General features: G+C 68.7%; 18 protein-coding genes and 1 pseudogene. 9 read left to right on the forward strand and 10 right to left on the reverse strand.

The window, feature by feature from the left end; all coding sequences use genetic code 11:
• Positions 1-69 precede the first annotated feature (69 nt).
• The 3 genes and pseudogenes from F1734_RS25220 to F1734_RS26615 form a co-directional block, all read right to left on the reverse strand.
• Positions 70-477, reverse strand: coding sequence for an LGFP repeat-containing protein (locus F1734_RS25220; protein WP_420803918.1), 408 nt, complete (start codon positions 475-477; stop codon positions 70-72).
• Positions 423-590, reverse strand: a pseudogene (locus F1734_RS26610) (LGFP repeat-containing protein); the annotation flags it as partial. The gene F1734_RS25220 and the pseudogene F1734_RS26610, both read right to left, overlap by 55 nt.
• Positions 587-799 carry an LGFP repeat-containing protein gene (locus tag F1734_RS26615; RefSeq protein ID WP_203012031.1) on the reverse strand — a complete coding sequence of 71 codons (213 nt, stop codon included), beginning with the start codon at positions 797-799 and terminating at the stop codon, positions 587-589. The gene F1734_RS26615 and the pseudogene F1734_RS26610, both read right to left, overlap by 4 nt.
• On the opposite strand from F1734_RS26615, the gene F1734_RS25230 reads away from it, so the two are divergent.
• Positions 794-1,318, forward strand: coding sequence for a hypothetical protein (locus tag F1734_RS25230; protein WP_203012044.1), 525 nt, complete (start codon positions 794-796; stop codon positions 1,316-1,318). The genes F1734_RS26615 and F1734_RS25230 overlap by 6 nt on opposite strands.
• A 528-nt stretch (positions 1,319-1,846) precedes the next feature.
• On the forward strand, positions 1,847-2,485 hold the full coding sequence (locus tag F1734_RS25235) for a ScbR family autoregulator-binding transcription factor (RefSeq protein ID WP_238424202.1): 639 nt from the start codon (positions 1,847-1,849) through the stop codon (positions 2,483-2,485).
• A 723-nt stretch (positions 2,486-3,208) separates the two neighbouring features.
• On the opposite strand, the gene F1734_RS25240 is transcribed toward F1734_RS25235, so the two are convergent.
• Positions 3,209-3,838 carry a DUF6338 family protein gene (locus F1734_RS25240; protein ID WP_059175190.1) on the reverse strand — a complete coding sequence of 210 codons (630 nt, stop codon included), beginning with the start codon at positions 3,836-3,838 and terminating at the stop codon, positions 3,209-3,211.
• A 543-nt stretch (positions 3,839-4,381) separates the two neighbouring features.
• On the opposite strand from F1734_RS25240, the gene F1734_RS25245 reads away from it, so the two are divergent.
• The gene (locus tag F1734_RS25245) at positions 4,382-5,602 is read left to right on the forward strand and encodes a hypothetical protein (RefSeq protein WP_059175191.1); all 1,221 of its coding nucleotides are present in this window, start codon (positions 4,382-4,384) and stop codon (positions 5,600-5,602) included.
• A gap of 798 nt (positions 5,603-6,400) precedes the next feature.
• Here the strand turns inward: F1734_RS25245 and F1734_RS25250 are convergent.
• From F1734_RS25250 to F1734_RS25270, 5 genes are all read right to left on the reverse strand, one after another.
• Positions 6,401-6,607 carry a hypothetical protein gene (locus tag F1734_RS25250; protein ID WP_059175192.1) on the reverse strand — a complete coding sequence of 69 codons (207 nt, stop codon included), beginning with the start codon at positions 6,605-6,607 and terminating at the stop codon, positions 6,401-6,403.
• A gap of 115 nt (positions 6,608-6,722) precedes the next feature.
• Complete coding sequence (locus F1734_RS25255) at positions 6,723-6,971, reverse strand: hypothetical protein (protein WP_203012043.1); 249 nt, start codon at positions 6,969-6,971, stop codon at positions 6,723-6,725.
• Positions 6,972-7,057: 86 nt separating this feature from the next.
• A complete protein-coding gene (locus F1734_RS25260) occupies positions 7,058-16,129 on the reverse strand; it encodes a helicase-related protein (RefSeq protein ID WP_203012028.1) in 9,072 nt (3,023 codons plus the stop codon).
• Positions 16,130-16,290: 161 nt separating this feature from the next.
• Positions 16,291-16,923: a hypothetical protein gene (locus tag F1734_RS25265; RefSeq protein WP_059175195.1), complete on the reverse strand. Its 633-nt coding sequence runs from the start codon at positions 16,921-16,923 to the stop codon at positions 16,291-16,293.
• A 183-nt stretch (positions 16,924-17,106) separates the two neighbouring features.
• Positions 17,107-17,295, reverse strand: a complete 189-nt coding sequence (locus tag F1734_RS25270; protein WP_037202561.1) for a hypothetical protein — start codon at positions 17,293-17,295, stop codon at positions 17,107-17,109.
• 194 nt (positions 17,296-17,489) lie between these two features.
• On the opposite strand from F1734_RS25270, the gene F1734_RS25275 reads away from it, so the two are divergent.
• Entirely contained in the window at positions 17,490-17,681 is a 192-nt protein-coding gene (locus F1734_RS25275; protein WP_010596690.1) for a hypothetical protein, read from the forward strand.
• A gap of 36 nt (positions 17,682-17,717) precedes the next feature.
• Complete coding sequence (locus F1734_RS25280) at positions 17,718-18,341, forward strand: Fic family protein (protein ID WP_059175194.1); 624 nt, start codon at positions 17,718-17,720, stop codon at positions 18,339-18,341.
• A 1,063-nt stretch (positions 18,342-19,404) separates the two neighbouring features.
• On the opposite strand, the gene F1734_RS25285 is transcribed toward F1734_RS25280, so the two are convergent.
• Positions 19,405-20,088, reverse strand: coding sequence for a TetR/AcrR family transcriptional regulator (locus F1734_RS25285; RefSeq protein ID WP_029547290.1), 684 nt, complete (start codon positions 20,086-20,088; stop codon positions 19,405-19,407).
• A 98-nt stretch (positions 20,089-20,186) separates the two neighbouring features.
• Between F1734_RS25285 and F1734_RS25290 the strand changes: the two genes are divergently transcribed.
• From F1734_RS25290 to F1734_RS25305, 4 genes are read left to right on the forward strand one after another with little or no spacing between them, the layout of a single operon-like run.
• Positions 20,187-21,014: a CoA transferase gene (locus tag F1734_RS25290; protein ID WP_029547289.1), complete on the forward strand. Its 828-nt coding sequence runs from the start codon at positions 20,187-20,189 to the stop codon at positions 21,012-21,014.
• A 32-nt stretch (positions 21,015-21,046) separates the two neighbouring features.
• Positions 21,047-22,216, forward strand: a complete 1,170-nt coding sequence (locus tag F1734_RS25295) for a thiolase family protein (protein ID WP_037202597.1) — start codon at positions 21,047-21,049, stop codon at positions 22,214-22,216.
• A gap of 11 nt (positions 22,217-22,227) precedes the next feature.
• On the forward strand, positions 22,228-23,895 hold the full coding sequence (locus F1734_RS25300) for a long-chain-fatty-acid--CoA ligase (protein WP_029547287.1): 1,668 nt from the start codon (positions 22,228-22,230) through the stop codon (positions 23,893-23,895).
• Positions 23,892-24,674 carry an enoyl-CoA hydratase/isomerase family protein gene (locus F1734_RS25305; RefSeq protein ID WP_029547286.1) on the forward strand — a complete coding sequence of 261 codons (783 nt, stop codon included), beginning with the start codon at positions 23,892-23,894 and terminating at the stop codon, positions 24,672-24,674. The genes F1734_RS25300 and F1734_RS25305 overlap by 4 nt, the downstream gene beginning before the upstream one ends.
• Positions 24,675-24,676 lie beyond the last annotated feature (2 nt).

A 24,676-nucleotide genomic window follows, 5' to 3' on the forward strand; every position in this document is an offset into this window, starting at 1 on the left:
TTTCAAATCGTTGCCGTACGAAGTTCCCCTCGGTTGCGCCAATGATGTCAGGACCTGCGATGGGATAACCTAGTTGACCGGCTTCGTAACTGAGAACAGCCCACGCTCCGAGGATTTCCAGCGGTACAAACCACGTCCCAAGGAGGGGTGAGAGTAGATTGATCCCTTGTTCTCAAAAGCCACGTAGTGGCCGATACCGTCAGGTGCTACTTGTTCGTCGGTCTTCGGATATCCCAGTTCACCGTCTTCTCTTCCACGTGCGGCCCATTCATCGCGTACTCCGAGATAAAGGACGCGAGCTCCTGTCTGGCCGGACCAGGTGATGGTGCCGTTGAGGAAGTTGTTGTAGCGGCCGTTGTACTTGTTGACGACGATCTCGTCGCTGCTGGGTAGCCGAGGGGGCCGGTTTCGGCGCCGAGGGCGTGGTATTTGTCGCGGATGGCGCCACCGATGGCGCCGAGGGAGACCGGGCTCCAGTAGATGGAGCCGCCTTGGAAGTCCTGGCGCCGGCCGTTCTGCAGCACGATCTCGTCGGTGATGGGATAGCCGAGGAAGCCGGCTTCCCAGTTGTGCTGGCCCCACTTCATCATGAAGTGGTTGACCACGGGGTGCGCCCGGCGTTGGGGTGCCAGTAGATCGGTCCGTTGGCGAAGGTTTGGCGGCGTCCGACCTGGTCGGGGTTGACCAGTTCGTTGCTGGTGGGCCAGAGCAGGAAGCTGTTCGGTCCGCCGAGGGAGTCGTACTTGACGCGGATCTCCCCGCAGACGACGTACTGCCACGCGGGAAGTAGACCATGCAGTCCGTGGGAGCGGCGGCGGCGACGGCGTTGGTGGTGGTGCTGCTGCGGGCGTTGCGGGACCGGGAGGCCGCGAGGAGTTTCGCCTCGGCGATCTCGGCCTTGTCGGCATCTTCCTTGGTGAAGCCTTCGGGGAGTTCTTGGCGGTCCGAGCGCATCTTGCCGGGCATGATCGTGGAATTGGGGTTCTGTGTCGGTGTCCACTCCACCCAGGGTTCCTTCTTGCCCGGCGCCGTCTCCGGTCTCGCCGGCGCCGGTCTCGCCGGCGCCGGTGTCGTCGGCTCGGCGCTCGGAGGAGCCGGGGTCTCGGTGACCGGCGGCACCGGCAGCCGCGTCGTCATCGGTACCGACGAGGCCGACGGCGCCTCGGTCATCTCAGTGGTGTCCGGTGTCGACTGTTCGGGCGCCGGTGCCTCGGCCGAAGACGTGGTGATGCCGGCGCTCGGTGGTGGCGTCGAGGTGATGATCGGGCGGTGGGCGTGGCCGTGGGCTGGGCCAGCACGGTGGAGCTGCCGTGGGTGATCAACAATGTGGTCGCGGCGGCGAGCACGCAGCGACTCACCCACCGGCGGTGGGACGTGCCCAGGGCACGGCGACGGAGCGATTCCATTCGAGACTTACCGTCTTTCGCAGGAACAAGGACCAGCGGTGGCGCCATCGCTGCCTGAAACCTAACCGCTTTCCCACCAACCACACCCGTATCCGGTAACACTTCCATCACGGAAACCATCCGTCCGGTATCTTCATGGAAGGTCGGTCGATTCCGGCATTTCGGTACTACACCCGAAGGGCTGCCCGTCCCGCGGCGGCGGTCTGGTGGTGCGCAGGGAAGTGCTCTGCTTCCGGAAGAAGTGCGGGATGAGTGTGACGAGGATGTCCGGTGCGGTGCGGCGGCTCGGCGCCGGGGTGGTCGGGCCAGGCCCCCGGGGTCTCGGCGGCGAGGGCGCAAGGTGCGCTGCCTCGGTGCCCGTAGGCTGTCCGGGCGGTCGTTCCCGGGACCGATACCGATTCGGAGGGGACGGCAATGTAAGGCGAGCGGGAAGGAGGGTGGTGGGGACCACGCAGCACCGGGGCCGGGTCACCCGGTTCCACTTCGTCACCGTCGGCCGAGTTGTTCGCCGCCGCCGGGTATCACGGGTCAGCACCGGCGAGATCGTCGCCGCGGCCGGCTCGAACAAGGGCGCGCTGTACTACCACTTCCGCTCCAAGGATGACCTCGTCGCGGCGATCATCGACGAACAGCACCGCCGCTCGATCGCCCTCGTCCAACGCGTCACCGCCACCGACACCGCGGCGCTCGAGCAGATCGTCATGCTCAGCCACGCCCTCGGCGAGCAACTACAGGAGAGCGTGCTGGTGCGGGCCGGGCTGCGCCTGTCCACCGAACTCACCGACCGCACCTCCGCCCACCCGTACCGGGACTGGATCGGTGCCTGCCGGGTGCTGCTCGACCGCGCCGCCGACGACGGCGATCTGCGCGCCGGTCTGGACCTGGATGCGGTGGCCCGGTTCGTGATCGGGGCGTTCACCGGCCTCCAACAGCTGTCCGGGCTGCTCACCGACCGCTCCGACCTGTCCCGGCGGATCGACGAGCTGTGGGCGCTGGTGCTGCCGACCCTGGTCGCCGACCCCGGCCGGCGCGAGGCGGTGCGCCGCGCCCGCTGGACACCCCCGGTCCCCGTCGCCTGACCGGGGTCCACCCCACCGGGACCGCCCCGCCCGTCCCCTCGGGGACGCGCTCCGCCGACCGCCGCGGCCGTAGGTCTCATCGGCGGACACCGCAGGCACCGTCTCGGTGAGCGACACAATCACCCCGGCCCACGACCGGGCGGCCCGGACCGGCGGCCGGTGACCTCGGCAACGTCGAACGCGGGAAGGGGACGAGGGGTGTAGCGGCCACGAGCACGAAGATTGCCGGTGCCGGAACCCTACCGTCTCGGAACGGCCTAAGGGACGGGTCCGGGATCAGTGCTTCTTCGGTGGCTGAACACCGCCGCCGCCCGAGGGTGGGGCCGGTCTCGGGCGCGGCGGGGGCGGGTGGGGCACCCGCCCGGTGGCCGGTCGGATGCCACCCTTCTTCTCGGTGTCCCGCGGATCGAGCGCCCCGTGCTGCGGCCGGGGGCGGGCCCTACCGGTGGGGTCACTCATCGTCGCCCTCGGTCCTGTGGGCCCGGAGGTTGCCGACCCCGCCGCCCCCGCGGGGGTTCCACCGGTGTGCGGGCCGGCTTGACGATCACCCGTTCTCCGGGCACGTACCCCCGGCTCGGGGGGCAGCCAGCCCTCGGCTTCTTGCGTGTCTGTGCAGTGGTCACGACCGGTAGTCCTCCTCACGCCCGTCTTCTTCGAGTATCCCTGCCGCCTGCGCCTCGCGCTCGTGCTGCGCAGGTGAAGCAGAGGCAGGACCCGGCGGGGTCAGTCCGCCAGGAACTGGACGAGCTGGACGTCGTCGCACCGGACCCACACCCCGACCGTGCCGTTGCCGACCACCGGCGCCTCGAACGTCCCGTCGTCCGCCATCTGCCACGCCTCCTGCAGGTACACCTCCCGCGGCTCGGGATAACTGGTCAGAAACGAGTCCGCCCCGGCGTACCCACCCACCCAGGCCCCGTCCTTGGTCAAGATCCGCACGAACCCCGGGCCGGACCGGCTGGAGGCGAAATCCCAGGCCGTCGGGGTCGGGTCGTACACCCGGAACCGCTCGGACCACGACATGCTCGGGTAGGCGCGCCAGGTCGTCCAGGCGTGCACCGCCACCGCCAGCGTCGCCGGCAGCACCACGACCAGGACGAACGCCACCCAGGCTGCGCTGCGGGGGTGCTCGAGCGAGGAGGCGGGCCGAGAGAGCGCGTCGGTGAGCGTCGACCCCAGCACCCCGAGCAAGGCCAACGCCCTCGACCACGCCAGCGCCCGCACCACCCGCACGCCCAGCTCACGATCGTCCGGTGTCGGCCCCCGCAGGCGAGCCCGCAGACCCTGATACAGAAATCCCGGCACCACCGCCAGCAGCACCGTGACGGCCTGCTGCCATCCACTGACCAGCACCAGAACCTCTCCTTCCCCGCACCGGCCGAGCCCGGATCCTCCGGACCGGCCACACCGCACCCCGGGACCGGGTCGGGCCGCTCAGGATCTTCGCAGAACTTACCGGCGCCGGTCGTCGCCCGCACCGGGTCGCACCGGAGAGCGGGTTCGCCGTCGCCGGCCACGCCCGCCGCGAAGCCGACACCGCGCGCCCGCCCGGGGGTGTCGCGGGGGTCCCACCGGGTTCTCGCCGACGAACGGGTGGGCGGCCGTGGCCCCTGTCCGGCGCGTCGAGGGACCCCGCGGCGGACGGACGCCCCGATCCGGTCCGGAGCGAGGGCCGCCGCCGTTCGACGTCGACCCGTGCGGCCACGGAACCCACGACATCGACGCTCCGCCACAGTCGGCCCACGCTCCGCATCCCCGCGGAGGACGGTCACCGCTCGGGACACCGGCGAGGCCACCGCCGCTGTGGCGGAGAAGCTCGGCGTCTGCCTTCGGTCGTGACCTGGGAGACTCACCTTTTCGACCGGACGCGAGGGAGGGAGAACGAGGGTGACCCGGATGGACGAGACCCAACATCGACTGGTGGCATGGACCGAGGGCCAGGAGTCCGAGCGGCTCGCCGCCCAGATCCTGGCCGATCAGGGATTTCAGGACATCGACCCGTCGCACCCCTACGGTGGCCGGGACGGTGGCCGCGACATCGTGTGCAGCCGCGACGGCAACCCCTGGATCGGGGCGGTGTATTTTCCCCGGGGACAGAGGTCGCTCACCGAGATCACGGCCAAACTGACCGACGACCTGGCGGCGGCACGCAAGCACAGCCCGTACGGACTGGCGTTCGTCACCAACCAGGAGTTGAAGCTGGCCGAACGCCGCGAGCTCAGGAAGCTGGCCGACGACATCGAGATCGACATCTTCCACATGGAACGAGTCGCTTTCGTCCTGAATCAACCGCACATGCACCGGGTGCGCAAGCAGTACCTCGACATCGACGCAGGCCCCGTCCCTCTCGACATTCACCTCTCCATCGACGGTGCGGCGCACTACTTCACGGACAGCCATGTACTCCGGGACCACCTCATCGACACGGAGGCTCGAGGCATCCGCGAACGCGCAGCGAACAACCGCAACCTCTCGTCAGCCGAGCGCGCTCAGCTGAACATGCTCGCCCGAACGATGGGTCGCGGAGAAGTCGGCGCCCCGCGGACCGAGGAGCAAACCGAGGCGGAGGTGACCGAACTGCGTCGGCGAGTGGAACACAACTGGCCGCGCAGCGAGCAGTGGCTCGGAGCACGCGGCTGGGACGGTCTTCGGTTCACCGTCACCAACAACGCCGAGTCGTTCCTCACGCGAGTGGAGTTGGTCATTACTTTCCACGGCGTGCAGGGGTTCGAGAAGGACTATCTACCCGACCGAGTCGAGCTCTTCCCATGCCTCCTCGACCCGGACCGGGAGCCCACCGACTGGCATGCAGCGTCGGCGTTCGTTCCTCGGCTCGCCCATCGGCAGGTGCAGTGGGACAATGACGACGGCGATCTGCGGGTGATAATCACGCTCGAGGAGTTGCGGCCGAAACCTGCCGTGTGGCGAAGCGAGCCCGACGAAGTGATCGTGATGGTGCCGCCCACCGAGACCCCCATCGACGTCACCTGGTTCGCCACCGCTCACGGGCACGGCACCGCATTCCTCGGCGATCCGATCGCGCTGCCTGTCGTCGCGGCATCGTTCCGGGACGCACTGAGTCGGACGCTTGACGGCGCAGACGTCGCCGACTCGTGAGAGGGTGCTACTCCGCGACGGGCGGTCGATGCCAACACCCTCACCGACTCGTCCCTCGCCGGCGACGGCGAGGATGTACCAACCCGGCAGAGACCAACGAAGGGAACGAGCGCCAGACGGTATCCTCGAGCTTGTCCGCCCTCGTGGACGAGCGGCTATCGGGGATCCGCGGCCGTGAGGTCTCCAGCGGACTCGCGATCAAAGGCGAGCCGGCGGGGTGGCCGCGACCGTAGAGCACGTCATCGGTAGGGCCTTTCGCGCGGGCACGATCGGGCGGCGGTCCGTCCTGTGGGGCGGTCGCCGAACAGCACGGTCGCTACCATGAGGTATGGAGCGCTACGTTCGATCGGAGCCAATTCCTGATACGGGGATCGTTGAAGGGCCGAGGGCTCGATCGCGAGTTAGATGGCTGATCCGAAAGCTGAGCCTTCGCCACCTCATGGATGATCAAAGGCCCAGTGGATACTCGAGCATCGCGCCACGGCGGCCGGACGGCACGCGTGGACCGATCTTTCCCTTCAACTCGAGCGGTGGCGGTGCCGGCCCGGGTGGCGCCTAGATCGGCGCTTGGGGTTTGTCCGGGTCTGGCTTGGCCGAGATGCGGATCATGTGAGCAAGCGACCGTAGTTCCTCGAGCGATCGGATGCCGTCCGGGGCGCTGCCGTCTCCGGGCGGCCACCCACCGCGATAGCAGGCGTGGAAGCTACGGACGCCGGCTTCATCCATCGCATCACCGAGATCTTGGGCTGCGGCGATCGTAGTGGCCGGCACGTCGGTGGAGCCGTTCGGCAGTGCATATCAGCGGTGGCTGAGGTATTCGAACCAGCCGAGGAGCCAGCCGCGTTCGTACTCGGTGGCCGCGTCGTCGTCGAGCTGTTCACCCGGCGGCATCGCGAACCACACGGCGCCCTGCTCGGCGTCCTCGGCGGTGACGTCACCGGCGTGTTCGCGGCCCAAGGCTGCCCGGTAGCCGGCGGCGTGGCCGCGGTCGTAGGCAGTAGTCACCGTGGGGTCCTTTCCGGTGGCGGACGAATACGGTCGGTCCGGGACGGATGCGGTGCGCTACGGGTGGTTCCGGCGCGGCCTACCGCGCTGCGCGGCCCGCTCCCCCGCCCCGCGGCTACAGCTCGAACAAGCAGAACTGGTCGGCGCGGGCCCGGGCCTCGGTATCGGCTTCGTAGCGGCGGGCCATGGCCCGGGCGACGGTTTCGTCGCAGCCGAGTCTCTTCGAATGTCTTGTGTTCCCCGGATCAGATCGACCAACAATTCCTTGTCGCCGTCGCTCATCTGGCGACCCTTCGATCGCCATGATCAGTTCCATCGCGGCAATATTTGAGCGGGCTTCGGCTTCGGTGATGTGTGGTTCCACGGTCGCCTTCCGGTGGGTGTGCGGCGGAGGGGGCGGGACCGGGATCGGTCCCGCCCCATCTGTGGTGTCGAGTGCGACGGCGGTGGTCAGACGGCGCGTCCGTCGTCGTAGCCGCCCTCGTATCCGGTCTCGTACTGCCGCATCGGGTGGGTGTACTGCGGGTGCTCCGGTGCGGTGCTGCGTGGATCGATGGGGCGCAGCGGGCGTATGTCGCTGGCTGCCGTCAGTCCCTTCTCTAGCGTCTCGTCGAGCACGAAGGTGTCCTCGGTGGCGGTCACCGCGTCGGTCGGTGCCACCACGGCATCGACCGGCTCGATCACCGCCTCGGTCGGCTCGATGACAGCATCGACTTCCTCGGGGACACCCAGGGGCGTCACGTCGTCAACCACGGTTCCCTGTTCGGTAACCGTGGTGGTTTCGGTGCTGGTGACCGCTGTGGCGTCGCGGCGGGTGAGGCTGGCCTGGTGGATCGCCTCGCGGCCGATGTTCTGCTCGGCGGACTTCTCGACGGTCCGTGCGGCGATACCGAATGCCTCGCTGCGGGTGTTCGCGGCGTCGCGTTCGACGCGGCCGTTGCCGTCCCAGGCTTCGAGGTGCCATTGCCGGTCGTCCCAGTACACCCGTGCCCCGGGTCGGCCGGCGTCGGAGTCGAAGCCGTACTGCCAGAGCGCTTCGGTCTCGTCGAGAGCCACCCACGGGTCGGCCTTGCGACCCGCTTCGCGCTGCTCGGCGCCGTCGAGCCATTCCTGCCGGGCGGCGGCCATGCGGGCCGGCACCGAGGCGATGAGGTCGGCCTTGCTCATGCCGCGGTGTTCGGCCCACGCATCGGTGGGGTTCAGATCGAGGGTCCACTGCGGGTACTGCCCGTCCGCGGCCCGGCGCTCGCGGTCTTCGCGGGCTCGACGTAGTGCCTCGGGGGAGTTCTCGCGGGCGTTGACCTCGAGCCGCAGCTCTTCGGCCCGCAGTTTCGCGGCCTCGAGTTCGGCTGTCTCGGTGAACTCGAGTTCCGGTTCGGCCTCGGCGTCGGCGAGCCGGCCCCGGTTGTGCTCGATCCGCGCTTCGATGACCGGCACCTGCCGGGTGGCCTTCTCGGCGAGATTGCGGAGGGTGGTCAGCATCCCCTGCGCCCCACTGGCTTTCTCGACCGCGTTGAGGAACCGATCGCGGTCGTACCAGGCGATCTCCTCGCCGACACAGACGTAGAACTGGCCCAGAACCTGGGTGTAGCCGAGTTTCAGCGGCACGCCGCCTATGGCCCCGAAGACCACCTCGTCGTTGCTGCGGGTCACCTCGTCCTTGAGCCGGATCAACGATCCTCGCAGCGCGTCGGCCAGATCGGCGGTTTCCGAGTCGGGGATCGCTGTGTGGGGGAAGTGCCAGATCTTCGTGGCGCGGTCGTCGATGCTGTTCCAGGCGGCGAGCTTGTCGACCATCGCCCGGACGTCGGGCAGCCGGGTCTCGTCGGTGGAAATGGACTTGCTCAAGGCCCGGATCGCGGCGCTGCGGGCGGCATTGGCGTTGAGGACGGCGTCGCGGCGAGCTTCGAGTTCGGCGACCTTCTGGTCGGCCTCGACCTGCGCGACGAAGACCGGATCGCCGGTGGCGGCGGCCTTGCTCTGCGCCCACGAGACCGTCAGGTCGCCGCCGAGGTCTTCCATCGTGGGCGGCACGTCGGCCTTGCGGATCATGGCGACGAAGTTCGATTTGCGGGCCACGTACTGGTACATCATCGCGTCGAAGGAGCGGCGGGCGACCATGTTGACCACGCGGACGCTCTCGTGGACGTTGCCCTGGCGGATGATGCGGCCGAGGCGTTGTTCCATGTCGGCGGCGGTCCACGCCGGGTCGAGGTTGATCATCTGTTTGAGCGCCCGCTGGACGTTCAGGCCGGTGCCGCCCTTCTTGGTGGAGGTGAGCAGCACCCGGATTCGTCCGTCGGTGCACGCTTCGACCAGCCTCGCTTTGGCTTTGGGGCCCTCGTAGTCGTGCATGAACGCGATTTCGTCGGGTTTCATGCCCCGAGCGGCCAGGGCGTCGCGCAGCTCGGTGTAGAGATTGCGGGCCCGGGGGCCGGCGCCGGCCTTGGGGGTGCCGCGGTCGCAGAACACCAGCTGGAACACCCCGGTCATCTCGGGGCCGTACTTGTCGGCGGGGATGTGCAGGTCGGCGTGGTCGGTGTGGACCTGCCAGATCAGCTCGGCGGCGTGTTCGATGCGGCTGTGCTCCGGCTCGGGAGGGGCGAGGTTCGCCAGCGAGGGGTGCATGGTGAGGTTGCGCCCGTCGGTGGCGATCTTGAGGCTGTTGTCCAGGTCCATCCGATCGCCCTGGATCATGCCCATGCGCACATCCAGGTCGGCCATCGCGTCGACGGCGTCGGGGCCCATGTCGAACTCGACGATCTGCGGGGTGCCGCCGTCGAGGGTGGGCAGGCGCACCGGGATCTGATCGGCGGTCACCACGTCGCGGAACTGGTCGAACATCGCCACCAGCTGGGGGACGTTGGCGTATTCGGCCATGCGGGTGCGCATCTGGATGCGGGTGGCGGTGGCGTTCATCTCCGCCACCGACACCGGCTTGGCGAAGGTGCCCGCCCAGTTGTCGATGCGCCCGAGACCGGCCTCGTGCAGCAGGTCCGGGCGCAGGTACTTGGTCATCACCCAGATCTCCGACAGCGAGTTGGTGATCGGGGTGCCGGTGGCGAACGCGATCGCCTTGGCCGGGGCGTGCGGCATGCCCTGCTCGACGCCCCGGGCGCGGGCCTGCTCGCGCAGGTACTTGGCTTTCATCTCCAGGTCGGTGGCGCGCTGGGAGCCGGTCGGCACCGACAGGTCGGCGCTGTTGGACGGGCGGGTGAGGTTCTTGTAGTCGTGGGCCTCGTCGATGAACAAAAAGTCGGCCCCGGACTGTTCGAAGGTCAGCCCGTCGTCGGTGGCCTTGGCGTCGATGATCTTCTCGATGCGTCCTTCGGCGGCCTTGATCGCGTTCTCGATCTGCTTGACCGTGAACTCCGCTCCTTGGGTGTTGGCGGCGTCGAGGGCCTGCCGTAGTTCGGCGAGTTCGCTTTCGAGGTAGTCGATCTGCGCTTCGCGGCGCATGGCGATCTTGCCGAACACCGACTGCGGCACGATCACCAGATCCCAGTCGCCGACGGCGCTCTGCCCGACGAAGCGTTGCCGGTCATCGCGCCCGTCGAGTTCGGCGGCGACGAGGATGTTGGCGTTCGGGTAGGCGTCGCGGGCCTCGACCGCCCACTGCCCGAGCAGGTGATTGGGCACCACGATCCAGGGCTGGCGGACCTGTCCGAGGCGTTTGGCTTCTATGCACGAGGCGGTGATCGTCAGGGTCTTGCCGGCTCCGACCACGTGGTCGAGCAGGATCGTCTCGTCGTGCAGGAACCGCTGCACCGCTGCGGCCTGGTAGTCGTAGGGCGTGTATTTCGGGTTCAGGCCGGGGAAGGTCTTGCTGCGTCCGTCGTGGACCGGTTTGACGAACGAGTTGTAGCGCTCGTTGAAGATGCGGGCCAGGCGCAGATAGCGGTCGCCGTCCTCCCACAGCCACTTCTCGAACCGCTCCTGCAAGGCCGCGGCCGAGGCTTGCGCCTGCTCGGTGAGCTTGACGTGGAACCGCGGCTTGGGGGAGCGGTCGAGCTCGTCGGCGGTCTTGGTGACCTGGATCGGTTTGTTGTTGGCGAGCAGCTCGAACATCTTCACCCCGGGCAGCCGGCCGGTGCCGTACTTGTCGGGATAGCCGCTGGAGAACTCGTGGCGGCTTTTCTGGTCGGTGGAGATCTCCCAGCTGCCGCTGATCGCGTCGTGCTCGACGGTGAGCCGGTCCGGGCGCAGCCCGAACTCCTGGATCAGGAACGCGCGGTAGTCCTCGATCGGCACCCAGGTCGCGCCGATGCGCACCCCGATGTCGGCGGGGTCCACATCCGCCGGCACCACCGATTCGAGGGCCTGCACCAGCGGGGCGTAGCGGGGATCGGTGGCCGCTTTGACCCGGGCGAGGGTGAGTTTGTCGCGGACCTGCCCGGACAGCGCGACGGTGGCGAGTTCCCACTGGTCGTCGGCGTGCAGGGACGGAAAGATCCGACCCTGGGCCTGGTCGAGGGTGTCCTCGACGGACAGGTTCAGCAGCTCGGCGACCCGGTGCGGGGCGATGTGTCCGAGTTCGTCGAAGCAGATCGTCAACGCCTCGTCGAGGTCGGCGGCGCCGGTGGCCTTGTCCTTGAACGGGGTGGTGTCCTCGGTGAAGATCGCCGTCTTGGTCGCCACCGCCTCGGTGCCGTCGAAGCGCGACTGGAAGTTCTCGATCGCCAGCACCATGCCCAGGCGCGGATCGCGAGCGATCGCGCCCTGCAGATGCGCGGAATGCCGCCGCGGCTGCGGCTGCTCGGCCGCCTTCTCGCGCAGCTCCTCGAGTACCTCGTCGGGAATCGACCCGGTGTACGGTCCGGCCTGCGTCGGGTCGAGACCGTCGGCAATAGCCTCGTCGCGGCCGGTCTTGAGCCGCCACTCGGTGATCGCCTTGTCCAGGCGAGCGGCGATCTTCTCGTCCGACAGCGGGGTCGGGTCGGTGAGCTTGAACCGGTTCAGCGGCCCCCACCTGCGCACGTAACCGTCGTAGAGCGAGTTCAGCCGGCCCCGGATCACGTCACGGTCGGCGACGGTATGCGTGCGGGAGCGGCTGGCCTCGGACAGCTCCATCACCGTCTCACCGAGAGCGATGAGCACCTTCCACTGCCGCGCCAGGTCCTTGCCGCGGCAGCCGGCCTCGGCCCAGCCGCGGCCGAGGGTGAACTGCTCGAAGCGATTCTCGGTCTCGTGGAATCGCATCGCACCGGGCAGCACCTCGTTCGAGTCGAGACCTGTTCCGGTGCGCAGCCCCGGCGTGGTGAACGCTTCGACCCCCGCCGGATCGGGGGCCGGGGCGGTGAACCCGAGACCGCGGGCGACGGCCCGGTCGATGAGCGGATCGAGCTGGGTGCGCAGCTGCTCGGACAGGGCGGCGCCGGTGTGCGCGGTGACCCGCAGCGAGCCCCCGGCATACATGCCGCCCCCGACGGTGAGGGTGCCCAGCACCCGCTCCGGGTACTTCGCGAAGTAGGGGTTGATCCAGGTCCGCGTGGTCTCGCCGGTCTTGGCGTCGATCGCGGCGACCTGCACGGCGGGCTGTGCCCATTCGAGGGTGTCCTCGGTGGGGGTGGCTCCGTCTTCGCGGCGGCGGAAGATGAGCACGTCGGTGACCACGTCGGTGCCGGCCTGCCGGTCGAACGCGCCGGTGGGCAGACGCACCGCACCGATCAGATCACCTGTCGCGGTGATCGCGGCGCGTTGTTCGGGGCGTTTGGCGTCCGAGGTGAACATGCTGGTCACCACGGCGACGTAGCCCCCGGGGGCGGTCAGGGCGAGGGATTTGGCGATGAAGTGGTTGTGGATCGCCAACCCGCCCGGGTTGTGGATCGGATCGACGGGCGCGAACTTGCCGAACGGGACGTTGCCGATCGCCCCGGTGAAGGTGCCGGCGGGGGCGAAGTTGCGTTCGAAGCCGTGGTTGCGGATCTGCTGGGAGGGATACAGGTAGTGCGCGATCTTCGCGCTGATCGGCTCGATCTCGACGCCGACCATGCGCACCGTCTCCGGGGCGGTGCCGACGAAATGACCGGCCCCGCAGCCGGGTTCGAGCAGCAGCGCCCCGTCTGGCAGTCCGGCGCGCTGCACGGCCCGCCACAGTTCGGCGACGATCGCCGGGTCGGTGTAGTGCGCATTCAGGGTGGTCGCACGGGCCTGCGCGAAGCCCTTGTCCCCGAGCAGATCGAGCAGTTCGGTGTGCTCGTCGCCCCACTGCGCGAGGATCTTCGGGCGGTTGTCGAAGACTTCCGGGATCGCTCCCCAGCCGGACCACTGCGCCAGCACCGCCTGCTCGTCGGCGGTGGCCGGTCGCTGCTGCTCGTCGAGCCGGCGCACCAGACGCAGCGCGGCGATGTTCGCCCGTGCCCGGGCCTTCGCCCCGGACGGGACCAGCACCTCGGTACCGAGAGTGAAGTCCCGCGCCTCGACGGTCGGCGGGGCAGGACGCACCACCGGGGCCGCGGTGTCGGTGTCCGGGTGCGCCTGAACACCACCGGTCTGCGGGGCGGGTTCGCCGGTCTCGGCGACAGCCCCCGGCCGCTCGACCGCCGCCGCGGCGGTGGTCTCGCGGTGCGGCTGCTCAACCGTGGTCTGCGACTCGGCGGAAGCATCGGCGGCGGCGTACTGGGCGGCGGTGGCCGGGGAGAGGTAGACGTATCCGCCGGATTCCTTCCGGGCCTTGACCAGACCACCGCCCCGCCACAGAGGGCTGGTCAACGGCTCGCCGTACTCGGTGTTAGGAACGACCAACTCGTCCGCGGCCGCAACCGGTTCGGTCTGCGCCGGCACTGAGGCCGGCTCGGCGGCAGCCTCCGGCTCCGGTGCCGTCTCAGGTTCCGGTTCGGGCGCGGGCGTCGGTGTGGCGGTCGGCCCGATGTGGCCGACCATCAGACGATCGGTGAGCACCCACGAGGGCGCGGCACCGTCGATGCCGGCCGGGGGAGGGGCCGACGGCTCGGCGAGAGCCGATTCGACCTCGTCGAAGATCACCGCGCCTGTGTCATCGACCGCAGGCGCTAAGACTCGGGGGGACGGCGGCGGGGCCTCCTCACTGACCTGCGGTTGCTCGGTCTCCGTGGTCGGTTCGTCGTGGGTGTCCACCTCGGCTTCAGCCTCGGTGTCGGTGGCGAGTTCGGCCTCGGCCTCGGTGGTGCGCTCGGGGTCGAGCTGTTCGGCCTGGGGGGCGGCGGCGAGGACGGCGCGGGCATCGGCGATCGCGTCCCGCATCGTCAGCTCGGGACGGGGCTGACGATCGACGTAGGTGATGTGCTCGCTGCTGTTCGGTGCCCACCCGGATCGGATCGTGACGTGCCGGCCGTCGGGATCCCCGACGACCACATCTCCCGCCCCGGCGAAGGTCAGGTCGGTGGGGGTGAGGCTGTAGAGGTCCTCGCCTGCTGCCCGAATCTCGCGCAGAACCTTCGGGTCCACGTCGTGACCGAGGGTCCACTCCAGGTCGACCTCGAGGGATTCGAGCAGGTCGACCTCGGCCGGGACATCGCTGCGCAGCTGCTCGATGATCCCGCGGCGCACGTCCTCGAGGAGCGAGTGGGCGGCAACGAAGGTGCCGGACTCGTTGTACTTCCATAGCAGATCCGACCGGGCCGCAGCGTGGTAGAACTCGTTGTTCCGGGTGTAGGCGATCGCCCCGGTCAGCACGGTGGCGCGGGCCTGGGCGTAGGGCCGGTAGATGCGTTCGATCCACTCCGGGATCGGCTTGGTGCGTGCGTCGAGCAGCGCACCGATCGCCACCCGCGGATTGTGGCCGGCGGTGGTGGACGTGCTGTCGCCGTCGAGGGTGTATGCCCAGCCGTGAATCGAGTAGTGCTGCACCCTGGATTCCACGTAGTCCCGCAAGCGGAGCTGCCGGAATTCGCCGGTCGCGACGAACCCGGCGGACACATCCGATGCCTCGGGTTGCGGCAGGTTCGGGATGACGTTTCCGCGCAGCTCGGCAGCCAGACGCCCGGTGGGAATGCCGACGGTGGCGGCAATCAGATCGGGGCGTTCCTCGGCCATGACCGCGAACGCGGTCTCGATGCCGAACTCGATCAGATCGGTGCGGGTCCACATCGGCAGTCCGGCCCACGACCCGACCAGCGGGTCACGGCGCAGCTGCATGGTCATCCACGCCGTCCACTCCCCGGCGGTGTCCCGGTCCCAGGTCAGTTCGGGTCCGTGGATGCGGTCCCATTCGGCGTAGGCCCGCTCGTACAGCTCGGCTGGCAGGGGGTGGTGCTCGAGCAGCACCTTCGCTGCGGCCTGCCGCAGCGGTGAGCCGGCGCGGGCGGCTTCGGCGATCAGGGACTTGGCCTCGTCACGGGCGACGGCCGGCAGGTAGTCCGGGCGCCGGCCCTCAACCTTGGCGATGAGCCGGGGATCGACGGCGACCTCGGCGATCAGAGCGTGGCGTTCTGCGGCGGTGGCCTCGCGGCGTCCCTGCTCGACACCGGCGAACCACTGGGCGCGGATCTCGTCGCGGGCCTTGCGGCCGCGCACCGCCTCGAGCGCGGCGGCGACCTGCGGATCGGTGTCCGGCTGCGGCAGGGTCAGCGGGTCTTCCCGGTCGTAGGCGGCGCGACCCCGCGCCCACCACTGCTCGACCTCGACCGTGGCGGCCCGGTCGATGCCGTCCTGCACCGCCTCGACGTGCTCGCTGCGCTGCTCGGCGGTAGCGAGCTCGGCCCGCTCCTGCGCGTCGAGGACGTGCTGGGTGGTGTCGAGGAAGTCCTCGGCGGCCGCGCGGTCCTCGCGGGCACGGGCGTCGACGATCGCGTCGGTGACCTCGGCGGTGACCGGATGCTGCACCGGCTCGCCGGTGCGGGCCTGCCAGTACGCCTCGGCGGCGCGGTGACCGAGTTCGCCCCAGCGTTTCGGATCGGCCAGGATCGCCCGGCACACCACGAACATCTCGTCCGTGAGTGACTGGCGATCGGTCATCAGGTCGGCCAGCGCGACCTGAGTTTTGACCTTGAAATGCCCGTCGGCCCAGGAGAAGAACTGCGCCGCAGTGTTGACCTCGGGGTTCGCGGCGGCATCGGCCTCGGCGTCCGGCTCGGCGAGGGTCTCGAGCAAACGACGTTCGACCTCGGCCACCGGATCGATCACCCGCTGCGGTGTCTCGGCCTGGTGCAGCTCGGGTGCCGGGGCAGTGTCCGGTGCGGCCGGCTCGGTCGGTGTCGCGGCCGGGAGGAGCATCGGTCCTGCGGGCCGGTCGGTGAACTGTGCCTGCGGGAGGTTGCCGGCCAGCAGTGAGGCGATCAGGTCGTGGGCCCGACCCTTGGTGATGCCCTCGTCGACGACGAACGGCACGTCCGTCTCGCGGGCAATGCGTTCGAGGGCCCGCAGCTGGCGCCGGGTGGCGGGGTGTTCACGCCAGGCCGGTTGCGCGGAAGCGACTTCACGCACCACCTTCCTGGGGACGCCCTCCGGGTCGATCCCCAGAGCGTGCAGCTCACTGCGTAGCTGGTTCTCCCGGCCACGCAGCTCCCGCCATTGCCCACGGAGACGTTCGAGGTGCTCGGTCAACGCAGCGACTCGCTGACCGTTGATGTCGATGCCACGGCCCAGTCCGCGTTCCTGCGCGGTCGCCAGAGCCTTTCTGGCCTCGGCCAGACGATCAACGAGCTTCTCGCCCTGTTTACGCAGGCCAAACAGTTCGTCGCGGACCTGCGACCACTGTGCCTGGATCAGAACGGCAGATCCGGGTCCTGCGGCGGGTTGCGCCGCATCTCGTCCTCGATCAGCTCCGCCAGCTCGTCCGCCAGCGGATCGCGGGAGATCATCGGCACCGGCTGGTTGTCCTCGATCCGCTGTGCGATGAGCGCCTCCGCCAGCGACAGGAACCATCCCGGCTTCGACACCCACACCCGTTCCACGACTCGACCCGCGGTCGGGTTCGGCCGAACGTTCCGCGTCCGCCACCGATTGGGATCCTGCGCTGTCCGGGCTGCCTCCCTGCGTTCCTCGATCCGCTGATCGAGCCCCCCTTCGAACTCCTCCTGCGCTGCCCGAATCTCCGGCGTCACCTGCGGATACAGCTCGCCCTCCAGCACCATCTCCCGCGCTGCCCGCCACGCTGTTTTCTTGGCGCGGATCGCGTCCTGGTACGTCGCGTCCGGGGCCGGCGGGGTCGCCTGCTCGAACTGCTCGGCCGCGTCCTCGGTCATCTGTTGCAGGCGCAGCGCCTCCCGGTCGATCTGCTCCTGCTCGGTCGCCGGGTCGATCCCCAGCCACTCGACCAGAATCCGCCTGGTCTCGGCCGCGATCGTCAGGTCGATTCCCTCGACCTGCGCCCTGAATTCCTCGCTCTGCGGTGCCACTGTGTCCTCCCTGATCCTCGGTTCCGAACGTGTCCTGGTTGGCGTTCTCGTCCGCCACGCGACCTCCTCGACTGCGCCCGACCCTGGGCGGAGTTCCCCCCGATTCCGGGAACGTTTCAAGATCGACTCTAGCCGATCACTGTGCTCGAAATGCGTCCTGAACTGCGATTACCCGCCGTTCCACTACCCGGTCCGCGATGCCCGGGGAGCGGCCGCAGCGACCGCCACCACGACGATCAGCGGAAGAATCAGAAGCCCTCCGACGCCGGCCACCACCGCCCGAACCGGGCGGCCGTAACGGCGATACGACCGGTGCGCGCAGAAGAGCGCGGCCAGGATTCCGAGCACATTGAAGATGAGCAGCACAACCATTCGATCCCCCTACCCCAGTGGGCGTGACAGGCACACCCGCCGTCTCGTCCAGCTGTGCCTACACCACGGCGCCGACAGCGCCGCGGTCCGCATACGTCCGCAGGCCGGCAGAGCCCGTCTCGATTGCTCGCTGTCGCCATCGGCTGCCATCATGGGGAGGCAAGGGACCGGATCGAGACGGAAGGGAGCACGCCGTGACCACACACGACGTTCGGGCCCTGGTCGCACGCTGGCGTGCGCTGCCCACCGAGGAGAAGGTCTATCGGCGGCGCGCCGCCGTGGTCGATCACGTGATCCACAGCATGGCAATGGAAGGCGAGCCCGTCTCCGACCGATGGATCGAGCAGGCACGGCACCGCCAGCGCGCCATGCTGGGCTCGCACTGATCGTGCACGCACGGACCCGCGCAGCAGCAGCGACCGGTGGGTGAGCCGCCGGAGCCGGTCGATACCGGCAGCACCCGCCAATTCGAGACGCTGTTCGGTACGAAGACCTACCACGAGGTCGCCGATCTGATCGCCGAGCCGCTACGCCGGCTGCTCGACGAGGTGGCCTCCGGTCACTTCGCCGACGAGGCAATGGACGTGAATCTGCTCCGCGAGTTCCATCGCCGGATCCTGATCGACGTGATGCCCGACATCGCCGGCAGGTGGCGCAGGAAGCCGGTCCGGGTAGGAGGCCACTATCCGCCGGAACACATCCATGTAGACCGGGAGATGCGGGAGCTGTTCCACAGCTTCGCCGGCCGACTCGACTACTGCGCCGGCGACGTCGAGCTTCAACTCGAAGCCCTCGCCTACCTGGAGGCTCAGGCACTGCACGTGCATCCGTTCGAGGATTTCAACGGTAGAGCGGTGAGGGTGATGGTCGCCGAAGCCATGCGGCGGCTGGACTTTCCCGTCCTCGAACTCAGCGTCGAACGCGACACCGCCCAACATGCCCGGTATGTGACGGCACTGCGGGAATGGGATCAGCACAGGTCGTTGGCCCTGCTGTGCGAATTCTGGCGGGACGTTCGTTTCGCATCGCTGGACGATCAGGACTGAGGCCCCTGCCTGCGACGCAGCGTCGAGCCGGGGGAGTAGCGAGTACGAACGCGGCTGTGCTGCGGGTTGGGCCGAGGACCTCGACCACAAGCAGAACAAGCGCCTACCGAGTGCGCAGACCCGACGCGGTGGTGCCGAACTAAAGGCTCGGCCCATCGCGACGCAAGGTTGCATGCGTAGCGTGCATGCAATGCACGCATGTTTCCGGCAGCGTGCGTCGATCCATTCCGTCGGGGACACCGCCACCCTCCCGGTGCGTGGATGATCCGGTTCCATCAGCGGAAGCGCCGACGGGACTCCGGGCACGGAGGACGACAAGAGCCGGCCCGCACTGCGCAACCCCCTGCACGGCGCAGTCCGAACCGGCCGCCCTGCAGTGTCGCACGCTCGGTCGAGATCGGCGAGATCGAACTGAGAAACCCCGCCGGAGAGAGTTTGGGGGGCAACTCAGGCGGGGTTTCGGTCACCGTGCAGGGGGATGACGGTGACACGAAAACTCTACCGAAAGGACACCGACGCCGTGAGGTTTCCTGCCCGTACCCGCCCACGGCTGGGTAGCACCGGGAGTCGAACCATCACGCCCGCGCGACGCTGCAAGCGCGTGCCGCCGGCCCTCGAGTCCGTGCCCGGGGCCGCGATCAAGGGGGGGCCATTTCCGCCCCGCCGATTCGGCGCCGGGTACTGACGTGCGCGGCGGTGTCGATCAGGGCGCTGCGAGGAGAAGTACCGCCGACGAGCTCCGGCCGACCATGATGGATAAGCACGATTATCCATGATTCATGTTGCGGTGCACCAGGACTGGACTGAACGGCAGGCTGCGAGATGCCCTGGCGCCGACGACGCCCGTCGCGCGGGAACACGAGTTCAGACTCATCCAGGACCGAGACCGTCCCAGTCGGTCGATCCAGCCGCGTCGGCGGCAGCGAACAGCGCCCGGGACGCGCCGACGCCGTGGACTTGACCGCGCCGGTGCGCCCGCCCCGCGCCTCGTTCCCGCGAGACAACGCCGATATCTACGAAAACTACTGTGGCACAAGCTGTCACGAAAAGCCGATAATTGTGATTATGTCAACTCCTTATTGTGCAGCTGACCGGCGCGATCGTCGGATACCGCCATCGCGGCGCGCGTGTCAAGGTTCGAGGTTACCTTCCGCACGGTGACTGCGAGGGACGGCTTGCCCTGGTCCGATGTGCGCAGCGGGGTCAGGTGCTCCCACATGGCGTCGACCATCGGCTGCAGGAACAGCCGACCTACCTGGCGGATCATCGTTTCGACGATCTGGGTGGCTTCGTGGCGGTCGGTCGAGGCGAGGCCGGCCTCGCGCAACGCCACCACCTCGCGCCGGGTGAGATCGGTGAGTTTTTCCAGGAGCGTGTTGCGGGTGTCGCCGGGTTCGAGCAGGGCGCGGCGCATGTAGTTGACGACCTCGGGATGCGCGTCGAGCATGCGCGCCACCGCGACGTCGCGGGCGGTGGCGATCTGTTGGGGTGTGCCCTGGTTCGGGGCGTGCGCGATGGCGTGGGCGAAGTGGTCGACGACGTGGTCTTCGACGGCGGCACGGATGCCGTCCTTGGTGCCGAAGTGGTGCACGAGCAGACCGACGGTCACCCCCGCAGCGGACGCGATCGCACGCATCGAGGTGCCGTCCTCGCCCTTGGTGCCGAACAAATCGAGGGCGGCGTTGCGGATGCGGGCCTTGGCGGTCAGATCGTTCGTACTCATCCGCGGGTCGTGTCCTGGCTCCATCCGATTCCTCATTTCTCAGCAGCATAGCGACGTAGCTCTTCCTATACAGTCATCCCGTCTGCTATACATTCGTATAGTACCTGATGGGAAGGTTCCCCATGACCCGCATTCTCGACGGCATCGATGTCGTCACCCTCGCCCCCAACCTGCCCGGCCCGCTCGCAGCCCATCGCCTCCACCGACTCGGCGCCCGCGTGACCAAGGTCGAGTCGCCGGCCGGTGACCCACTCGCCGGCGTCGCCCCCCACTGGTATGCAGAACTGGTTGCCGGCCAAGACATCGTGGTGCTGGATCTGAAGGATTCCGACTCCCGCGTCCGCCTGGACGGCATGCTCGACTCCGCGGACCTGCTCGTCACCGCGATGCGTCCCTCCGCTGCGCAGCGCCTCGGTCTGGGTCAGGTGACCGCGACTTTTCCTCGCCTCGGCCATGTCGAAATCGTCGGCTACGACGGCGAATTGGAGGAAATCGCCGGACACGACCTGAACTACCAGGCCGCGTACGGTACCCTCACTCCCCCGTCGATGCCCACCGTTCCGGTCGCCGACCTGCTCGGCGCCGAACGCGCCGTGTCTGCTGCCGTGCTCCTTCTTCTCGAACGCACCGCTACCGGACGCGGCGGGCGCCGTCGGGTCGTCCTCGACCACGCGGCGTCCGATGCGGGTGCCGCGGTCCGGCACGGACTCATGGGCACCGGTGCCCCGCTCGGCGGCGCCCTGCCGTCCTACCGGATCTACCGGGCAGCCGACGGCTATGTGGCGCTGGGTGCACTCGAGCCCCATTTCGCCACCCGCCTCGCCGAAGTCCTCGGCGACGAGTTGACCCACGAGGGTCTCGAACGGTTCTTCGGCACGCACACCGTCGACGACTGCGAACGGCTCGCAGTCAAAGCCGACATTCCCCTCACGCGCATCGCCGCCGCGTGACCAACCCCCACCTGCAGGAGGAAACCACTACCATGCGCGAAGCAGTGATCGTCGGCGCGGTGCGCACCCCCGTCGGCAAACGAGGCGGAGTCCTCAGTGCGTGGCACCCGGCCGACCTGCTCGGCCACACGCTGCGGCATCTGGTCGAGCGCACCGGCATCGACCCGATGCTGATCGACGACGTCATCGCCGGCTGCGTGCTCCAGCACGACCAGCAGTCCTCCAACATCGCCCGCCACGCCGTGCTGTCGGCCGGGCTGCCCGAATCGGTGCCCGCGGTCACCGTCGACCGCCAGTGCGGCTCGGGTCAGCAGGCGGTGAGTTTCGCCGCCCAGGGCATCATGGCCGGCACCTACGATCTGGCCGTCGCGTGCGGTGTCGAATCGATGTCGCAGGTGTCCATGCCGTCCGCGTTCCGGCCGGGAGCCCCGCTCGGCCCGCAGTACGGCCCCCTCGAACTCGCCCGCTACGACGGCGGTCTGATGGCGCAGGGCCCGTCGTCGGAGCTGATGAACGCACGGTTCGAGCTCACCCGCGCCGCACTCGACGAGTACAGCATCCGCAGCCACGAACGCGCCCTCGCCGCCACCCGCGCCGGCCGATTCCGCGAGCAGCTGGTGCCGATCACCGCCGATCCGCACAACCCTGCGGGCGAGGCGATCACGGCGGACGAGGGGATCCGCGACCATCTCGACCCGGTGAAGATCGCGTCGCTGAAGACGGTGTTCGCCGCCGACGGGCGCACCACGGCGGCGAACTCGTCCCAGCTCAGCGACGGCGCCGCGGCGCTGCTGATCGCCGACCGCACATTCGCCGAAGCCCACGGCCTGATTCCCCGCGCCCGCTTCCGCGCACTGACCGTGGCCGCCGCCGACCCGATCATCCAGTTCACCGCCGTCCTCGACGCCACGCACAAGGCACTGAAGCGTTCCGGGCTCAGTGCCGAGGCCATCGACCGGTTCGAGGTCAACGAGGCCTTCGCCGGCGTGCCGCTGATGTTCGCACAGGAGTTCGGGGTGCCCGAGGACAAACTCAACGTCAACGGCGGCTCGGTCGCGATCGGCCACCCGCTCGGCTCCACCGGCGCCCGGATGCTCACCGACCTGCTGTGCGAACTCGAACGCTCCGAGAGCCGGGTGGGTCTGCAGACCATCTGCGAAGCGCATGGCACCGCCAACACCACCATCATCGAACGCATCTGAGAGGCACCGTCATGGCACAGGAGATCGTGAAGGGTCTGCCGTCCACCCACGGCGATCACTACCAGCTCAACACCACCACCGTGATCCGGCACTCCGCCCGCACGTACCCGGAACAGGAGATCGTCTACCGTACCGCCGACGGTGGCTGGGACCGTTACACCTACGCCGACGCCTACACCCGGATCATCCGCAGCGCCAACGCGCTGCGCTCGCTCGGGGTCGGTCCGGCCGACGTGGTCGGCATCTTGGACTGGAACAGCAAGCGGCATTTCGAGCTGTATTGGGCCATCCCCGGCCTCGCCGCGGTGATGCTGCAGATGAATCTGCGTCTGGCCCCGGAGGATCTCGGCTACGTCACCGGTCACAGCGAGGCGTCGGTGGTGCTGGTCGACGAGTCGCTGCTGCCGGTCGCCGAGGCCCTCGCCCCGTATACCCCGGGTGTGGAGACGTGGGTGGTGATGACCGACAAGCCGATGTCGGAGATCGACACCTCCCTGCCCGGGGTCGTCCATTGGGAAGATCTCCTCGAGGCCGCCGCCCCGGAGATCGACTGGCCCGTGATCGACGAGACCTCCACCTACAGCGCGTGTTACACCACCGGCACCACCGGACGCCCGAAGGGCATCTACTACTCGCACCGCGGCATCTGTCTGCACACCCTGTCCCAGGCCGCGAACCTCGGGATGCGCAGCGACGACGCGGTCATGCTCATCACCCCGATGTTCCACGGACAGAGCTGGGGTCTGCCGCAGTCCGCCGCCTACAGCGCCGCGAAGATCGTGCTGCCCGGCCGCTACGTCGCCGAGGACACCTCCGTGCTGGTCGATGCGATGATCGCCGAACAGGTCACCGTCGCCAACGGTGCACCGGCGATCTTCCAGCCCATGCTCGACTACATCACCACCCTCGATCACGCGCCCGACTTCCGGCGCACCCGCCTGCTCTCCGGGGCGACCGAACCGGCACTGTCGTTGATGCGCGGTTTCTACGAGCGCACCGGCGCCGACGTCATCCACGCCTACGGCGCCACCGAGACCACCCCATTGGTGACGGTCAACGGCGCGCTCAAGCCGTCGCTGCGCGGCAAGATCTCCGACGAGCAGAAGTGGGACCTCAAACGCTCCCAGGGCCTGCCGATCAACGGCATCGACATCCGCATCGTCGATGGCGAGGGCCACGATCTGCCACACGACGGCACGAGCCAGGGCGAGGTGCTGCTGCGGGGTCCGTGGATCATCGAGCGCTACCACAAGCTCGACGACGACGCCGACAGATTCCTCGACGGCTACTGGCGCAGCGGCGACGTCGGCCGCATCGACGCCCACGGCTATCTCAAGCTCACCGACCGACTCAAAGACGTCGTCAAGAGCGGCGGCGAATGGATCTCCTCGATCGACATGGAAAACGCCCTCGTCGGCCACCCGAAGATCAAGGAAGCCGCCGTCATCGGGGTCGCCCACCCGAAATGGCAGGAACGCCCCGTCGCCCTGGTGGTGACGGTCGACGGCGACGAACTCGACCTCACCGACATCCACAGCGTGCTCGACGGCACATTCGCCAAATGGCAACTCCCCGACACCGTGCTCTACGTCGACGCCCTGCCGCGTACCAGCGTCGGCAAGCTCGACAAGAAAAGCCTGCGCGCCCAGCACGCCGACCTCTACACGGAGACCCGATGACCACGACAGTCCTGCAGACCACTCGGCAAGGTGCGGTGGCGGTCCTCGCCCTGCACCGCCCCGCCGCAAAGAACAGCCTCGACGCCGAACTGCTCGCCGCGCTGACCACCGAACTCGCCGACATGAAGAACGACGACACCGTGCGGGCGGTGGTGCTCACCGGCGCCGACGGCGTGTTCTGCGCCGGCGCCGACATCACCGCCTTCGACGCGCTGCGTGAGCAATCGTTGCTCGGTGAGCGCACCGCATCGGGCGGCGACATCTGGGCCGACCTCGGCACCTACCGCAAGCCCGTCCTCGCCGCCGTGGAGGGCGTCGCGCTCGGCGGCGGCTGCGAACTGGCGCTGGCCTGCGACATCGTCATCGCCGGCACGTCCGCGAAATTCGGGGTACCCGAGGTCAAACTCGGCGTCATCCCCGGCGGCGGCGGCACCCAACGACTGATCCACGCCGTCGGCAAGTCCAAAGCCATGGCGATGCTGCTGACCGGCGACGCCATCTCCGCACAGACGGCATACGACGCCGGCATCGTCGCCGAGCTCGTCCCCGACGGCGAGGCCCTCCCCCAGGCGCTGACGATCGCCGAACGCATCGCGAAGAACTCACCCCTGGCGGTGGCCCTGGCCAAGGACGCGGCCGTGCGCGTGTACGAGACGACGCTGTCGCAGGGACTCGAGCACGAAAAACGCAACTTCGACCTCGCGCTGCGCTCCGCGGACAGCCGTGAAGGCCAAGCCGCCTTCCTCGCCAAGCGCGCCCCCGCATTCACCGGAAAGTAGAG

The sequence above is a fragment of the Rhodococcus ruber genome, from assembly GCF_016804345.1.
Taxonomy (GTDB): Bacteria; Actinomycetota; Actinomycetes; order Mycobacteriales; family Mycobacteriaceae; genus Rhodococcus; species Rhodococcus ruber.

Excerpts from the sequence above, each read along its gene's own strand:
- F1734_RS25290 (WP_029547289.1), top strand. The coding sequence starts at position 20,187 with ATGACCCGCATTCTCGACGGCATCGATGTCGTCACCCTCGCCCCCAAC.
- F1734_RS25295 (WP_037202597.1), top strand. The coding sequence starts at position 21,047 with ATGCGCGAAGCAGTGATCGTCGGCGCGGTGCGCACCCCCGTCGGCAAA.
- F1734_RS25305 (WP_029547286.1), top strand. The coding sequence starts at position 23,892 with ATGACCACGACAGTCCTGCAGACCACTCGGCAAGGTGCGGTGGCGGTC.
- F1734_RS25285 (WP_029547290.1), bottom strand. The coding sequence starts at position 20,088 with ATGGAGCCAGGACACGACCCGCGGATGAGTACGAACGATCTGACCGCC.
- F1734_RS25300 (WP_029547287.1), top strand. The coding sequence starts at position 22,228 with ATGGCACAGGAGATCGTGAAGGGTCTGCCGTCCACCCACGGCGATCAC.
- F1734_RS25230 (WP_203012044.1), top strand. The coding sequence starts at position 794 with ATGCAGTCCGTGGGAGCGGCGGCGGCGACGGCGTTGGTGGTGGTGCTG.
- F1734_RS25245 (WP_059175191.1), top strand. The coding sequence starts at position 4,382 with ATGGACGAGACCCAACATCGACTGGTGGCATGGACCGAGGGCCAGGAG.
- F1734_RS25270 (WP_037202561.1), bottom strand. The coding sequence starts at position 17,295 with ATGGTTGTGCTGCTCATCTTCAATGTGCTCGGAATCCTGGCCGCGCTC.